This is a genomic window from Actinocatenispora rupis, assembly GCF_016861975.1.
GTDB classification, from domain to species: domain Bacteria; phylum Actinomycetota; class Actinomycetes; order Mycobacteriales; family Micromonosporaceae; genus Actinocatenispora; species Actinocatenispora rupis.
Genome location: NZ_BOMB01000040.1, coordinates 32777 through 47473 on the forward strand (window position 1 = coordinate 32777; position 14697 = coordinate 47473).

A 14697-nucleotide genomic window follows, 5' to 3' on the forward strand; every position below is an offset into this window, starting at 1 on the left:
ACCGGCCCGCTTAGCGTCGTGTGCGACGAGATCCCGGGCCGGCGCTCGTTCCCGGCGCTCGGGGAAGGTGGCGGGTGCATCGCCAGGTCCGGGATCTCGGACTGCGCTCAAGGGGGTTGAGCTGCGGCGCAGTCTCGTCGGCGAGCGACGCTCGGCCCCGGCCGACCGGTCGATCCGCGACACGATGACGCCAGGGGTACGTCCGGTCGCGACCGGTCCGATGCCAGGACGTACTCTTAGTCGTCGTTTACGAACACTCAGTGAGTACAAGGTTGTGCGGCCCGCCCGGCCGCCGGGACGCCGACCGGCGCCCACGGCCGGATCCCACCGTCGGATTGCTCACACGCGCTGGTCGGCGCGGCCGGGAGCAGGCCAAGGCTGGGTAGGGTCCGCGCGGACCGGCGCTGCGATCCGGCAGTACCGGGCGAACACGAGGAGGGGACCGTGGCCGACACGTACAACGGCTACTGCGTGAAGTGCAAGGAGAAGCGGGACTTCCAGGGCGAGGTCTCGGTCAGTGACTCCGGTCGCCGGATGGCCAAGGGCCCGTGCCCGGTCTGCGGCACCAAGATGAACCGGATCCTGGGCAAGGCCTGATCCATCGCGGGTCGACCCATGACCCGCGTTCCGCTTGTCGGGCGACGGTCACCACCGCCGCCCAACGCGAGGCCCCGAGCCGTCGTCAGCAGGCCCGACGGCGGTTCGGGGCCTCGCGTCGTACTGTCCGAACCACGACCACCCTGCCGTACTTCTCCGGGCAAATGCCACGCCGGCTGTGGACAAGTCGATCTCGACGGCAGAGCGCTGTGGATAACCCGGTCGGATCCGGGCGTACGTGACCCATCGTGGTCCGCATGAAACGACCGCTGCTGCTGCCCGGCGTACCCCGACTGCAACGCGACCGGAGCACCGTGCAGGTCGGGGTGAACCCGGACAACGCCGTCGTGGTCCGGGGCGACCGGCCGGCGCTGGCCAAGGTGCTCAACCTGTTCGACGGCACCCGTTCCGAGGCTGTCGTACGGCGGGAGGCGTCGCAGCTCGGCCTCGCCGAGACCGACGTGACCCGGCTGCTGCACATGCTCACCGCCCGCGGTCTCGTCCGGGACGCCAGCTCGCTGCTCCCCCGCCAGCTCACCCCGGGCACCCGGCGACGCCTGGAGCCGGAGGCCGCGGCCCTCGCGCTGCGACTGCCCGACCAGGTCAGTCCCGCCCGGGTGCTCGGCCGCCGCCAGCGGGCCCGGGTGCTGCTCGTCGGGCGGAGCCGGATGGCCGCCCCGCTCGGCGCCCTGCTCGCCGCCTCCGGCGTCGGCCACGTGCACCCGACCGGGGCGGGCACCGTCGTCGGTACCGATCCCGCAGTGGGCGGCGTGCTGCCCGACGACACGCGCCGGCCGTACCGGCGGGCGGTGTGCGACGCGATCCTGCGCGCGGCACCCGACACCGACACCCGCACCATCGACGGCCCGGACGCCGACCTGGTGGTCCTGCTCGGCCGCCCCCGCCCCGTCCCCGCCGGGCTGTACGGGCCGGTCCTGCGCCGCGTCCGGCACCTCACCGTCTGGGTACGGGACGGCTCGATCGTCGTCGGCCCGCTCGTCCGCCCGGGCCGTACGAGTTGTCTGCACTGCGTGGAGATGGCCCGGCAGGACCGCGACCCGAGCTGGCCGGTGCTCGCCGCCCAGCTCGCCACGATGCCCGAGCCGCCCGCCGAGCCGGTCGAGGCGAGCCTGGCCGCGCTGGCGGTGGCCACGGCAGCGGCGCAGGCCCTGGCGGAGCTGGACGGCGACGAGCCGGCGGTACTCGACGGCGCGCTGGAGATCAGCCCGCCGGGCATGATCCGCCGACGGGCCTGGCCGGTGCATCCGCGCTGCGACTGCCTCGACCGCCGCCGCCGGTGACGTCAGCCGGCGTCACTCTCCGCCTCGTCGCTCAGGCGCTCGGTGTACTCGCGACTCACCTCGTTCAGCCGCCGGATGATCGAGACGAACGCCGCGAGCCGGTCCTCGTCGTACTCGTCGAGCACGCGTTCGACCTCGGCGCCGAGCCCGGCGAAGATCCGCTGCGCGCGTTCGACGTGCGTACCGGTGGCCACGATGACGACCTTGCGCCGGTCGGCGGGGTCACGGCGACGCTCGACCAGGCCGCGCCGCTCCAGCCGGTCGAGTACGGCGGTGATGGCGGAGGTGCTCATGCCGGTGAGGGTGGCCAGCCTGCCGGCGGTGAGTACCTGCTCGTCGCGGGCGAGGTCGAGGGTCTTCAGATCGGTCGAGTTCAGGCCGAACCGGTCGGCGATCGTCTGGTGCATCAGCACGGCCCGGGACGCGCTCTCCCGCATGGCGTCGTTCAGCTCGGCGTAGAGCTGTTTCCGACGCCCTTGTGACATCATGGAGGCATCGCTTGACGTCACCCTGACGCTCCTCTATCTTTCGATGTATCGAGACATCCTGCTCGTCGAGATATCCCGCCCGTCGAGCAATCCTAGCGAACGAGGTGCGTCATGAAGTCCGAACAGACACCGGTCCTGATCGTCGGCGCGGGCCTGGCCGGCCTGTCCACCGCGCTGTTCCTGGCCCACCACGGAGTACGGGCCGTGGTCGTGGACCGGCATCCCGGCACCGCGAACCAGCCGAAGGCACGCGGGCAGAGTCCGACGATCATGGAGGCGTTCCGGCGGGTCGGGGTCGCGGACGCGATCACCGCGGCGACGCCACCCGGCCGCCCCGAGATGACCATCGTCATCTGCGACGCCGTCACCGGCACCGTCATGCACAGCTACTCCGAGGCGTTCCCCGACTTCGCGGCGCTGTCGCCGATGCCGAGCGGGATGGCGAGCCAGCAGGCGGCCGAGGCGGCGATGGCCGCCCGCGCCACCGAACTGGGTGCCGACCTGCGCTTCAGTACCGTGTTGGAGTCCTTCGAGCAGGACGCCGACGGGGTCCGCGCGGTGCTGCGCGACGTGTCCACCGACGAGCGGTACGAGCTGACCGCCGAGTACCTGGTGGGCGCGGACGGGAACCGCGGCGGCGTCGGCAGCGCGGCGGGGATCGGCACGCACGGACGCGGCGCGTTCGGGCACACCACGACGGTGCTGTTCCGGGCCGAGGAGCTGATCGACATCGTCCCCGACACCGCCGTCCTCATGTACTACGTGCAGAACCCGGCGCTGCCCAACGAGTCCGGCGCGTTCGTGTCCACCGACCGTCCGGGTGAGTACGTGGCGGGCATCAACGACGACGCCACGCGTACGGAGGAGGAGACGGTCGCGGCGATCCGCACGCTGGTCGGCCGGCCCGACCTGGACGTCACCGTGCTCGGCAGCAACACGTGGGAGGTCGCGCACCGGGTCGCCGACCGGCTCACCGCCGGGCGCGTACACCTGGTCGGCGACGCGGCGCACCTGATGCCGCCGACCGGCGGGCAGGGCGGCAACACCGCGATGCTCGACGGCATGCACCTGGCGTGGAAGCTCGCCGCCGTCGTCCGCGGCGAGGCCGGCCCGGGGCTGCTGGCCAGCCACGACGCCGAGCAGCTGCCGTACGGGCAGACCATCGCGGACTGGCAGTTCGCGAACCTGTTCGAGCGGATGCATCCCGACCAGACGCCGGACGATCTGCCCGAGTTGCCCACCCCCACCATCGGCCTCTTCGGGTACCGGATGGCCAGCGGCGCGATCGTCGGCGGCGCCGAGACGTACGGGTTCCAGGAGGTCACGCCGGCGGTGCCGGGCATGCGCGCACCACACGTGCCGCTGCTGCGCGACGGCGCGCCGGTGTCCCCACGCGACCTCATGTACGACGGGTTCGTGCTGCTCACCGCCGACCCGGGCTGGGACGAGGCGGCGACGAAGGTGGCGGAGCGGCTGGGGATCCGGCTCGACGCGTACCGGATCGGCGCCGGGCTCACCGATCCGGACGGCCGCTTCGCCCCGGCGTACGGGGTGGAGGGCGGTGGCGCGGTGCTCGTGCGGCCGGACGGCGTGATCGGCTGGCGTACGGCGGGGGCGGCGGACGCGGCGGAGCTGGACGGCGCGCTGCGCACCATCCTGGACCGCTGATCGCGGCGTCTGCCGGCTCCGATGGGACAATGCACGGGTGACGGATATCCCGCGGCGTGCCGTGTCCCGTACCGCGAAGCTGGCGAGCCTGCCGCTCGGGCTCGCCGGCCGGGCCGCGCTCGGACTCGGCAAACGCGTCACCGGGACGGCTGCCGACCTGGTGTCGGCCGAGATCCAGCAGCGCACCGCCGAGCAGCTGTTCAGCGTGCTGGGGCAGCTCAAGGGCGGCGCGATGAAGTTCGGGCAGGCGCTGTCGGTGTTCGAGGCGGCACTGCCCGAGCACATGACCGGGCCGTACCGGGCTGCGTTGACGAAGCTGCAGGAAGCGGCGCCGCCGATGCCGATCGCCAGCGTGCACAAGGTGCTGGCCGACGACCTGGGGCCGCGGTGGAAGCGGCGGTTCGCCGAGTTCGACGACACGCCGACCGCCGCGGCCAGCATCGGCCAGGTGCACCGCGCCGTGTACCACAACGGGATGCAGGTCGCGGTCAAGGTGCAGTACCCGGGGGCCGGGCCGGCGCTGATCTCCGACCTCAACCAGCTCGGCCGGCTCGCCAACCTGTTCCGCGTGCTGCAACCCGGGCTCGACGTGAAACCGCTGGTCAACGAGCTGCGCGCGCGGGTCACCGAGGAGCTGGACTACAAGCTCGAAGCCGACACGCAGAAGGCGATGGCCAAGGCGTTCGCGCACGACGACGAGATCTTCGTGCCCAAGGTGTACTCCGGGTCCGAGCGCGTACTGATCACCGAGTGGCTGGACGGCACGCCACTCGCCGAGATCATCGCGAACGGTACGGAGGAGCAGCGCGACCTCGCCGGCCTGCGGATGGCGACACTGCACTTCTCCGCGCCGGCGCGCGCCGGGCTGCTGCACGCCGACCCGCACCCCGGCAACTTCCGCCTCCTGGACGACGGCCGGCTCGGCGTCATCGACTTCGGCGCGGTGTCCCGGCTCCCCGACGGCCTGCCCGAGCCGATCGGCCGCCTCACCCGGCTCGCGCTGGCCGGCGACGCCGACGGCGTACTGTCCGGGCTGCGCGACGAGGGGTTCGTGCCGCGGTCGGTCGACGTCGACGCCCAGGCGATCCTCGACTACCTGCTCCCGGTACTCGAACCGATCGGCGTGGACGAGTTCCGGTTCACCCGCTCGTGGCTGCGCAGCGAGGCGACCCGGCTCGCGAACCCGCGCAGCGACGCGTACCAGCTGGGCAAGAAGCTGAACCTGCCGGCGTCGTACCTGATGATCTACCGGGTGACGCTCGGCTCGATCGGCGTACTCTGCCAGCTCAACGCGAAGGCTGGCTACCGCGGCGTACTCGAACGCTGGCTCCCCGGCTTCGCCGACTGAGCGCACCGGTCACCCGGGCCCGCCGCTGGCGCGGCCGGCGAGACGCAGCCGCCAGGCGTCGGCTCGGCGCGGGTCAGGAGGCGTCGAAGCCGACCTCGATGGCGCGGATCTCGCTGCGGGTGCAGTCGGTGCACAGCCAGGACTCACCGCGCCGGTCGCGCTGGCGGCACCAGCCGAGCCGTTCCCCGGCATCCGCGGCGGTACGCCCGCAGGTGTGGCAGGTGACCTCGTCGGTCCTGGACTCAACCTGGATGTTCATCGCACGTCCGGCGGCGGGTCGTTGGTCGGCACCGGCACCCCCGCGTCGGACACACCTCCGTCCGGCGACCCAGGCTACTCGCGCGCGCGTCTGTCGGGTGTCGGACAGCGGACATGGTGTCGCTCATCTCGCGGCGACGGTACCGGTGAGCCGGCCGCTCTCCCGCGCCGCGTCCCGGACCGCCCGTACGGCGTCGGCCGGTGCGGTGTCGGGGGCGAGCCGCAGCGCCTTCGGCAGGGCGTACACGGTGAAGCGGTAGTGGTGGGTGCCGGTGCCGGCCGGCGGACACGGCGGTGACCAGCCGGTACGCCCGGCGGAGTTGCGGCCGACCACCCCCGGCGGGGTACGACCGGCGTCGACGTGGCGCGTGTCCGGCGGGATGTCCGTCACCACCCAGTGCGTGTACGTCCCGCCCGGCGCGTCGGGATCGTCCACGACCAGCGCCAGCGCGGCGGTCCGGGTCGGCACGCCGGACCAGGACAGCGGCGGCGACCCGCCCGCGCCGCGGCACGTGTACCGGTCGGGAATGGCGGCGCCGCCGGCGAACGCGGTCGACCGCACCGAGAGGCCGGCCGGCGGCGTGCGTCCACCGCCACCGCATCCGGTCAGTACGGCGGTGGCGGCGAGGGCGACGGCGATCCACCGCACGGTGCGGACCGTACCACCGGCGTACCGGAAGATCTCGCGGGATCGCAGTAACAGCAACGGAAAGGGGCCGGCCCGCACCGCGACCTGATGTGGGTCGCGGCGCGGGCCGGCGGGAGGGTACGTGGCTCAGGTGCGAGCGTCGGGCTCGGCGTACCTGACACGTACCGGTGTCGGGTGGTCCGGCGGCGCCGGTCAGCTGCCCTTGCGCGCCCGGGCGGCCACACTCAGGGCCGGCCGGTACGGCAGGGAACGCCAACGCGGCGCCCGGCGCATTCGTGCCCGGGCCAGTACTTCGTGCAACGTATGCATCTCAACACTCCGGTTCGTCATCTCGTTCATCTCGGTACTTCCAGGGGTGGGCGGGCTGACCCGCGTCGGACGGGGGTTCAGGCCGCGGACGACCTGGCGACCTCACGCAGGACGGCGTCGGTACGGGCCGCTACCTGGGCCCGCGCGACGGCGTCACGCGCAAGGTCTTCCTTGCGGGGCCGGCCCCGCGGCCGCTTACGCGGCACGACGGCACCGTGCTCGAAGATCTCGCCGCCCCACACGCCCCACGGCTCGTGCCGCTCCAGCGCGCCGGCCAGGCACTCGACCCGCAGCGGGCAGTCGCCGCACAGCGACTTGGCCACTTCCAGGTCCGCCGGGGTGTCGGCGAACCACAGGTCGGCTTCGAAGCTCCGGCAGGGCAGGTCCACCCCGGTCTCGACGGTCGGGTCGAGGGGAGTCACCACCAGGCTCATCGCCCGGTCACCTCGTTTCACGCTCGTGGCTTGATCAACTTCTGGGGAAACAAAAAGGCCGCGGAACCCGGTGTGCGGGATCCGCGGCCTCGAGGTGAGCCGGTCGGCCTGGTCAGGCCTGACTTTCCGGTCTTCCTCGAGGTGGGATTCCGCGGGCGAGAACCTTGGCCGCCATGGCCAGGGTGGACGCCGCGCCTACACCGGTCCCCTGCTGCTGGTCGATGCCGGCGGCATCGACGGACTCGTGCATCTCCGTGGAGACACTGAGCCCCTGGGTACGGAACTGAGGTGCCACATAGATCGGCTCACCGATCGGGAAGGCGGCCATCCAGCCGCCGTTGATCGGTGCACCGACACCGCGCATGCGGCGAACGGGACTGCCGCTGTCGACTGCGGTGCTGGACCGCTCGACCCGCGGCTCGACCGGAACGGGGAACCCGGACACCGGCGCCGAGAACGCGGGCAGGTTGATCGACAGCGGCGTGCACGGTCGCTGATCGCGGCTGATCGTCTCCACTGTCGTCACCTCCTGACGGCGCTCGGGTCGCTGGCCATCTGGCTGCTCCCTCGGTCTGAATCCGAACTCCGCACCGGCTCTTACCCGCGGTCGAAAACCCGCGGAAACCGGCGCGTCACCCGGACCTTGGCAGGCTATGCCGTGATCCGGTCGGGTGGCAATCGAATTTACGGAAGACGTTGCGGAAGTCTCTCCGAACCTCCGGTCGACCACCCCGGTGTCGCCGTGACCAGCGACAACGGCAACCCTACGCCGCAAGGTCAAGACCGCGTCAGCCGGTCGTCACATCCGGCGTCTCGTCCGGCTTGGCGCCGTCGATGAGCGCCAGTACGGACTTCCCGTACAGGCCGAGCTTGCGGGCGCCGATCCCGGGGATCTCGACGAGCCGTTCCGCGGAGTCGGGCCGGCGCTCGGCGAGGGCGGCCAGCGTCGCGTCCGTGAACACCACGTACGCGGGGACCTTCTGCTCGCCGGCGACGCGCCCGCGCCACGTACGGAGGCGCTCGTAGAGTTCCTCGTCGATGTCGGAGGGGCACTCGGCGCAGCGGCCCAGCTTGCGGTCCGCGGCGGCGGTCAGCGTGGCGCCGCAGACCCGGCACGACAGCACCGTCGTACGCCGGCGGCGGGGTGCGGCGGGCTCGGCGGAGCGCGCGGGTGTGCCGGTGGTACCGGTCGCGCCGCGGCCAGGGGTGGGCAGGAAGCGGGACGGCCGCCGCGGGCGTCCACCCGGTGAGCGCGCCTCCGGCCAGGACAGCCAGAGCTGTTCGCGCGCGCGGGTGATCCCGACGTACAGCAGGCGGCGCTCCTCCTCGACCTGCTCGTCGGTCCGGGCGAACGTGACGGGCAGGTTGCCCTCCACCAGCCCGACCAGGAACACCACGTCCCACTCCAGGCCCTTGGCGGAGTGCAGCGACGCGAGGGTCACCCCCTCCACCGTCGGTACGTGCTGGGCGGCGGCGCGGCGCACCAGCTCGCCGTGGAAGTCCAGCAGGGCGTCCGCCGCGGTCGGCTCGCCGCCGTCGTCCTCGCGCGGCGCGGGCGTGTGGTCGCGGGCCAGCCGGACCAGCGCGGCCAGCGCCTCCCACCGCTCCCGTTGCGCCCCGCCGGCCGGCGGCGAGTCGGGTGCCCAGCCGGTCGCGGCGAGCGCCTCGGCGACCGCGGTCGGCAGCGGCGTATCGGGTTCGACGGCACGGGACGCGGAGCGGATGGCGACCATCGCCTGGCGTACCTCGGGGCGTTCGAAGAACCGGGCTGCACCCTGCACCGTGTACGGGACGGCGGCGTCGGCCAGCGCCTCCTCGTACGCGGCGGACTGGGCGTTGGTGCGGAACAGGACGGCGATCTCGCGGGGCGGCACCCCGGCGGCGACGAGCTCGGCGCAACGGGTGGCGACCGCCGCGGCCTCGGCCGGCTCGTCCGGGAACGCGCGGACCGTCGGCGCCGGCCCCGCCGGACGCTGCCCCGTGAGTTCGAGCCGGAGCTTCGCCTGCGCGCCGCGGGCCCGCGCGATGACCTGGTTGGCCAGCCCCACCACCTGCGGCGTCGAGCGGTAGTCGCGGACCAGCCGCACCACCACGGCCCCCGGGTACCGCCGGGGGAAGCCGATCAGGTGGTCGGCGGACGCGCCGGTGAACGAGTAGATCGTCTGGCTGGCGTCGCCGACCACGGTCAGGTCGTCGCGGCCGCCGAGCCACGCCGCCAGCAACCGCTGCTGCACCGGGTTCACGTCCTGGTACTCGTCGACCACGAAGTGCCGGTACTGCGAGCGGACCTGCTCGGCCACGTCCGGGTGCTCCTCGATCGCCCACACCGCCGAGCGCAGCAGGTCCTCGAAGTCGATCGTGCCGGCGGCGCGCTTGAGCCGCTCGTACTCCTGGTAGACGAGGACCATGTCCTCCGGGCTGACGGGGATCTCCCGGCCGGCGCGGGCCGCGGCCGCCGGGTACGCCTCCGGCTCGACCAGGCTCGCCTTGGCCCACTCGATCTCGCCGGCCAGGTCGCGACCGAGGGTCTTGTCCGGGTGCAGCCGGGCGCGGGCGGCGGCCAGCCCGACCAGCCGGCCCTTGCTGCTCATCACCTCGGGCAGCTCCCGCCCGCCGAGCAGCCGCGGCGCGAAGAACCGGAGCTGGCGCAGCGCCGCCGCGTGGAACGTGCGCGCCTGTACGCCGCCGGCACCGAGCGCGCGGAGCCGGTCGCGCATCTCGCCGGCGGCCCGCGCCGTGAACGTCACCGCGAGTACGTGCTGGGGCTTGACCTGCCCGCCGAGCACCCGGTACGCGATGCGGTGGGTGATCGCGCGGGTCTTGCCCGTGCCGGCACCGGCGAGGATGCAGACCGGTCCGGCGGGCGCGGTCACCGCCGCGCGCTGCTCCGCGTCCAGTCCGTGCAGCGCCTTCGACGGGTCGCCGCCGTCACCCTCCGGCACGTCCGCGCCTCCCCCTCTGAGGTGTCTGCCACAACGGGATGTTCCCCGGCTGGTACGACGTTATCTCCAACAGGCGCCCATCCCCGGCGCGACGGCGACCCTTCGAGGAGGCTCCCCCGATGAGCGGTACGGACCAGTCCGTCACGATGTACTCCACCCCCTGGTGTGGCTACTGCCGCCGGCTCAAGGCGCAGTTCGACCGCGAGAACATCGCGTACACCGTGGTGGACATCGAGCAGGATCCGAAGGCCGCGGAGTACGTGATGAGCGTCAACGGCGGCAACCAGACGGTTCCGACGATCGAGTTCGCGGACGGTTCGGCGCTCACCAACCCGAGCATCGTGCAGGTGCGGGAGAAGCTCGGCTCGCTCGCCGCCTGACCGACCATCGCGTACGCCCCCGGCCGAGTGCCGGGGGCGTCGCCGTGTCACCCGACCGGGGCGTCGGCCTCCTTCTCCGCGGTGACCTCCGACAGCGGCCGCATCGTACGGATGCCCCTGGCGGTCAGGGCGACCACCGCGCCGACCGCGTACGCGGCGGTGAAGCCGAGGACCATCCCGGTCGCGCCGAGCTGCCGTACGAGCAGGCCGGCGGCGAGCGGCGCAAGCGCGGTCAGGCTCAGCACGGCGGTCATCAGCGCGCCGTTGACCCGCCCCAGCAGCCGGTCCGGCGTCACCGCGGCGAGGTACCCGAACAGCGTGGCGTTCGTGGCGGGCGAGACCAGTACCAGCACCGCCAGCGGTACGCCCGCGGCCGGGCTGGACGACAGCGGCAGGATCGCCGCCAGCAGCGGCATCCCGGCCAGGCAGAGGGTGTAGATCAGGATCGTGCCGCGGACCTTGCGGATCAGCGTGCCGGCGAGTATCGAGCCGATCAGCGCGCCGACCCCGATGGCGGTCTCGACCAGGCCGATCAGCGGCGGCGGCGTGCCGTTGCGCTGGAGCAGCAGGATCAGCCCGAAGATCGTGCCGTTGATGGCGAAGTTGATCCACGCGCCGATCATCAGCGTCGCCCGCAGGAACGAGTCGGTGAACAGGAACCGCAGCCCCTCCAACAGGTCCGACAGCGGCGACGTGGTCGGCTTCCCGGCCGCGCCCTGCTGGAACGGGCGGCGGATCGCGAGCAGCCCGGCCAGCGACAGCGCGTAGCTCACCGCGTCGGCAAGGAACGGCACCGCGCGGCCGGCCGCGTACAGCAGGCCGCCGAGGGGGCCGCCGGCCAGGCTGACCGCGGCGTTGCGGGCCTCGTTGCGGGCGACGGCGGCCGACACCTGCGCCAGCGGTACGAGGTTGCGCAGGGCGGCCGGCTCGGCGCTCTGGAACGCGGCGCTGCACGCCGCCTCCACGACGGCGACGGCCACGATCAGCGGCAGCGACGCGTGCCCGGACAGTACGGCGGCGCCGAGTACGACGAACGCGACCAGCCGTACGACGTCGCAGCCGATCATCAGGCGACGCCGGTTCACCCGGTCGACGAGGACACCGGCCGGCAGCTGCAGCGCGGTGCGTACGACGAGGGCCGTGGTGCCGACCGCGCCCGCCGCCACCGCCGACCCGGTCAGCGCCAGGATCAGCAGCGGGTACGCCAGCGACGTGATCGCGCTGCCGGTGTCGGACAGCGTCTGGCTGGCCCAGAGCAGGGTGAAGTCGCGGTTGCGCCACAGGCTGGGCGCGCTCACGGTCTGTCCTCCGACCAGGGCCGGGCCGGGATCCCCCACGCCACGAACCGGACCGGGCGCGCGCCGTCCGGCCGGGTCGACGGGTCGGTGAAGCGCTCGCCGCCGCGTACCCGGCGGGTGATCAGCGCGACGATCTCGTCGCTCAGCTCGCGCAGTTCCTCGGGCGTGACCCAGAGGAACGACTGGTCGAAGAAGGCCGCGTCGTACCAGTCCTGCGGCTCGGACTCCTTGCGCCGCTGGTACGCGGTGTGCTCGTCGAACTCGCGCTGGTAGGTCTGGTCGGCCATCGTCTCCCGGGCGGCCGCCACCTCGCCCTCGGCGCGCTCGCCCCAACTGCGCTGTTCCAGTACGGGTTTCCAGGGGCGCTGCCGGCCCGTACCGCCGCCGGCCTCCTCGACGTAGCCGTACTTCTGGAGCTGCCGGAGGTGCCACGAGCAGTTGGCGGGGCTCTCCCCGACGCGCTCGGACAGCTGGCTCGCGGTGAGCGCGCCGTCCAGGAACAGTTCCTCCAGGATCCGCACCCGCAGCGGGTGGGCGATCGCCCGCAGCTCGCGCGGATCGCGCAGGTACCGGTGCGGAAGCGCGCCGCCGCGGTCCCCCGACTCGTCCTCGGCCATGCGTGGAAACTACTCTTTCGAAAGAGACCCTTCAACCCCTTCCTCGTACCGCCGGAGGGTGTCGAGGAACGTCCGGCGTTCGGCCGGGCTGAGCGGGCGCAGCGCGTGCCGCCAGGCCGTGGCGCCGACCGCGAGCCAGTCGTCGATCGCGGCACGGTGCCGGGCGGCGATGCTGACGATGATGCGGCGGCGGTCCGCCGTGTCCTCGCGGCGGTCGAGGATGCCCTGCCGGTTCAGGTCGCCGACCATCAGGCTCACCGTTGCCGGCGCGACCTCCAGCCGCTTCGCCAGTTCGCTGACGGGCATCTCGCCGTCGAGCAGCAGCAGCGACAGCAGCGTCAGGTGCCGCGGCGCGAGCGTGAACGACGCCAGCGCGGCCGGTACCCGGATCCGCTTGGCCCGGCCGACCAGTCGCGGCATCAGCAGCAGCATCTCGCGTACGCCGTCGTCGACGCTCACGCCGTTCCGAGTTGACATGGCTCTCTCCGCAAACTAGCTTTGCTTGCAAATACATTTGCTTCTCAAGGTGTTTCCACACTAGGCGTGTCTGCACACGTTCGGTCGAGCGAGCCGGAGTCCGTTCGTTGTCTCGCTAGCCGCGAACGGGCTCGGTGCAGCCGGCCTGCAACCCCGGACCGGTGTCCCACCAAGGGATTCCGGCCCGCGGAGGGCGCGCGACGTGGGCGACGGCAAGGAGGCGGGATGGCCGACGCGGCCGAGTTCAACCGCGGCGTGATCGCGGAGTTCCGGGCGAACGGGGGGCGCGTCGGCGGCATGTTCGCCGGCGCCGACCTGCTGCTGCTCACCACCACCGGCGCCCGCACCGGGCGTACGGTCACCAGCCCCGTCGGGTACCTCGCGGACGGCCCGCGGCTGCTCGCGTTCGCCTCCAACGCCGGCGGCGACACGCATCCAGGCTGGTACCACAACCTGCTCGCGCAGCCGGAGGTCACCGTCGAGGTAGGCACCGAGCGGTACCCGGCGGTCGCCGTACCGTTGCGCGGGGCCGAACGCGACCGGTGGTACGCGGCGCAGGGCGAGCGGATCCCGGCGTACGCGGAGTATCAGCGGCGCACGGCGCGGCGGATCCCGGTCGTCGCGCTCTACCGGGTCGACAGCGAGCGGGGCCGCGCCGTCGCCCTCCACCTGGTACGCGTGCACGCGGCGCTGCGTGCCCAGCTCGCCGCGGCCGTCGACGGCGGCGCACCGGTGGACGAGCTGGCGGCGCACTGCCTGTCGTTCTGCGGCGCGCTCGGCGAACACCACGGCGCCGAGGACGCGACGTTTCCCCGGCTCGCCGCCGCGATCGACGGCCTCGCCCCCGTACTCGACACGCTGCGTGCCGAGCACCGCGAGGTGGCCGCCGCCCTCGCCGACGTACGGAAGCTCGCGGCGGGCGGGGACGCGGCGGCGGCGCTCGCGCGTACCGCGGGACTCGGGGTGGAACTCGACGAGCACTTCGGCCGGGAGGAGCGGGAACTGTTCCCGCGCCTCACTTCCCTGCCAGCCAACTGGTGATCAGGAAGTACGCCACGGAGGTCTGGAACGGCAGCGCCGGGCCGGCCGGCGTGCCGAAGTCGGCGCGGCGGAACCAGCGGGCGTCCTCGATCTCCACGCCGTCCACGGTGACCGGGTCGGCCGGATCCCCGAACGCCGTGTACGCCAGCATCAGCGAGCGCGGGAACGGCCACGGTTGGCTTGTCACGTAACGGATGTCGCGGACGGCGAGGCCGACCTCCTCGGCCACCTCGCGGGCCACCGCCGCCTCCACCGACTCGCCCGGCTCGACGTACCCGGCGAGGCACGAGTACCGGTTGGCGGGCCACTCGGGCTTGTGCGCGAGCAGGCAACGCCCCTCCGGCCCCGGTACGCCGTCGTGCACCAGCGCGATCATCGCCGGATCGGTGCGCGGCCACAGGGTGCGACCGGTACCGGCGACGCGGGTCCAGCCGGCCTCCGCGGTCACCGTCGGCTCCCCCGTACGCGGGTGGAAACGGCTGTCGGTGTGCCAGTTCGCCAGCGCGACGGCGGTCGTGAACAGGTCCACGTCCGCCTCGGTGAGCAGGTGCCCGGTCGTACGCAGGGAGACGGCGCGGGTGTCCGGCAGCTCCGGAAGCGGTGCGGCGACGGCGAACCAGGGCGTCTCGTCGACGTCCACGCCGAGGAACAGCCGGTCACCGTCCGGCGCCGCCGCCCCGTCCAGGTACGCCAGGCGCGGCGGGTCGCCCAGCACCAGCGCCCGGTCGCCCTCGACGACCAGCACCCGGCCGCGCTCCCACGCCTCCGCCAGCCAGACCTGGTCCGTACGCCGGTGGCCCGCGCGGTCGACCGCCCCGTGGTACAGCCGGGTGGTCACCTCGGTCGTCCCGCACGACATGTGTGTTCCCCCTGTTCCGCGGGTCGGGCCC

16 protein-coding genes are annotated in these 14697 nt (G+C 73.1%); 6 read left to right on the plus strand and 10 right to left on the minus strand.

The features are described 5' to 3' along the window. Nucleotides 1-444: 444 nt before the first annotated feature. Both Aru02nite_RS30325 and Aru02nite_RS30330 read left to right on the plus strand, forming a co-directional pair. The gene (locus tag Aru02nite_RS30325) at nt 445-597 is read left to right on the plus strand and encodes a DUF5679 domain-containing protein (RefSeq protein ID WP_203663430.1); all 153 of its coding nucleotides are present in this window, start codon (nt 445-447) and stop codon (nt 595-597) included. A gap of 257 nt (nt 598-854) precedes the next feature. Beyond that, nucleotides 855-1898, plus strand: a complete 1044-nt coding sequence (locus Aru02nite_RS30330; protein WP_203663431.1) for a TOMM precursor leader peptide-binding protein — start codon at nt 855-857, stop codon at nt 1896-1898. 2 nt (nt 1899-1900) lie between these two features. Here the strand turns inward: Aru02nite_RS30330 and Aru02nite_RS30335 are convergent, their stop codons facing one another. Beyond that, the gene (locus Aru02nite_RS30335) at nt 1901-2383 is read right to left on the minus strand and encodes a MarR family winged helix-turn-helix transcriptional regulator (protein WP_203663432.1); all 483 of its coding nucleotides are present in this window, start codon (nt 2381-2383) and stop codon (nt 1901-1903) included. A gap of 114 nt (nt 2384-2497) precedes the next feature. Here Aru02nite_RS30335 and Aru02nite_RS30340 point away from each other — a divergent pair, with 114 nt between their 5' ends. Together Aru02nite_RS30340 and Aru02nite_RS30345 are read left to right on the plus strand one after the other, a co-directional pair. Next, nucleotides 2498-4054: an FAD-dependent oxidoreductase gene (locus Aru02nite_RS30340; protein ID WP_203663434.1), complete on the plus strand. Its 1557-nt coding sequence runs from the start codon at nt 2498-2500 to the stop codon at nt 4052-4054. 37 nt (nt 4055-4091) lie between these two features. Next, on the plus strand, nt 4092-5402 hold the full coding sequence (locus Aru02nite_RS30345) for an ABC1 kinase family protein (protein WP_203663436.1): 1311 nt from the start codon (nt 4092-4094) through the stop codon (nt 5400-5402). Between the two features lie 73 nt (nt 5403-5475). On the opposite strand, the gene Aru02nite_RS30350 is transcribed toward Aru02nite_RS30345, so the two are convergent. From Aru02nite_RS30350 to Aru02nite_RS30370, 5 genes are all read right to left on the minus strand, one after another. Continuing rightward, nucleotides 5476-5661: a hypothetical protein gene (locus tag Aru02nite_RS30350; protein ID WP_203663438.1), complete on the minus strand. Its 186-nt coding sequence runs from the start codon at nt 5659-5661 to the stop codon at nt 5476-5478. A gap of 123 nt (nt 5662-5784) precedes the next feature. Continuing rightward, a complete protein-coding gene (locus Aru02nite_RS30355; protein WP_203663440.1) occupies nt 5785-6309 on the minus strand; it encodes a YbhB/YbcL family Raf kinase inhibitor-like protein in 525 nt (174 codons plus the stop codon). 386 nt (nt 6310-6695) lie between these two features. Continuing rightward, complete coding sequence (locus Aru02nite_RS30360) at nt 6696-7052, minus strand: WhiB family transcriptional regulator (protein WP_203663442.1); 357 nt, start codon at nt 7050-7052, stop codon at nt 6696-6698. A 112-nt stretch (nt 7053-7164) separates the two neighbouring features. Further along, nucleotides 7165-7569 carry a hypothetical protein gene (locus tag Aru02nite_RS30365; protein ID WP_203663444.1) on the minus strand — a complete coding sequence of 135 codons (405 nt, stop codon included), beginning with the start codon at nt 7567-7569 and terminating at the stop codon, nt 7165-7167. Between the two features lie 271 nt (nt 7570-7840). Then, complete coding sequence (locus tag Aru02nite_RS30370) at nt 7841-9994, minus strand: ATP-dependent DNA helicase UvrD2 (protein WP_203663446.1); 2154 nt, start codon at nt 9992-9994, stop codon at nt 7841-7843. Between the two features lie 119 nt (nt 9995-10113). Between Aru02nite_RS30370 and Aru02nite_RS30375 the strand changes: the two genes are divergently transcribed. Further along, nucleotides 10114-10374 carry a mycoredoxin gene (locus Aru02nite_RS30375; protein ID WP_203663448.1) on the plus strand — a complete coding sequence of 87 codons (261 nt, stop codon included), beginning with the start codon at nt 10114-10116 and terminating at the stop codon, nt 10372-10374. Between the two features lie 47 nt (nt 10375-10421). Here Aru02nite_RS30375 and Aru02nite_RS30380 read toward each other — a convergent pair whose 3' ends face one another. From Aru02nite_RS30380 to Aru02nite_RS30390, 3 genes are read right to left on the minus strand one after another with little or no spacing between them, the layout of a single operon-like run. Next, nucleotides 10422-11672: an MFS transporter gene (locus Aru02nite_RS30380; protein ID WP_203663450.1), complete on the minus strand. Its 1251-nt coding sequence runs from the start codon at nt 11670-11672 to the stop codon at nt 10422-10424. Next, entirely contained in the window at nt 11669-12289 is a 621-nt protein-coding gene (locus Aru02nite_RS30385) for a winged helix-turn-helix domain-containing protein (RefSeq protein WP_203663452.1), read from the minus strand. Before Aru02nite_RS30385 ends, Aru02nite_RS30380 begins: the two co-directional genes overlap by 4 nt. A gap of 9 nt (nt 12290-12298) precedes the next feature. Continuing rightward, nucleotides 12299-12766: a MarR family winged helix-turn-helix transcriptional regulator gene (locus tag Aru02nite_RS30390; protein WP_203663454.1), complete on the minus strand. Its 468-nt coding sequence runs from the start codon at nt 12764-12766 to the stop codon at nt 12299-12301. A 225-nt stretch (nt 12767-12991) separates the two neighbouring features. Between Aru02nite_RS30390 and Aru02nite_RS30395 the strand changes: the two genes are divergently transcribed. Next, on the plus strand, nt 12992-13807 hold the full coding sequence (locus Aru02nite_RS30395) for a nitroreductase/quinone reductase family protein (protein ID WP_203663456.1): 816 nt from the start codon (nt 12992-12994) through the stop codon (nt 13805-13807). On the opposite strand, the gene nudC is transcribed toward Aru02nite_RS30395, so the two are convergent. Then, nucleotides 13782-14666 (minus strand): NAD(+) diphosphatase, encoded by an 885-nt coding sequence (gene nudC / locus Aru02nite_RS30400; protein ID WP_203663457.1) that lies wholly within the window; start codon nt 14664-14666, stop codon nt 13782-13784. The two genes, Aru02nite_RS30395 and nudC, sit on opposite strands and share 26 nt — an antisense overlap. Between the last annotated feature and the right edge of the window lie 31 nt (nt 14667-14697).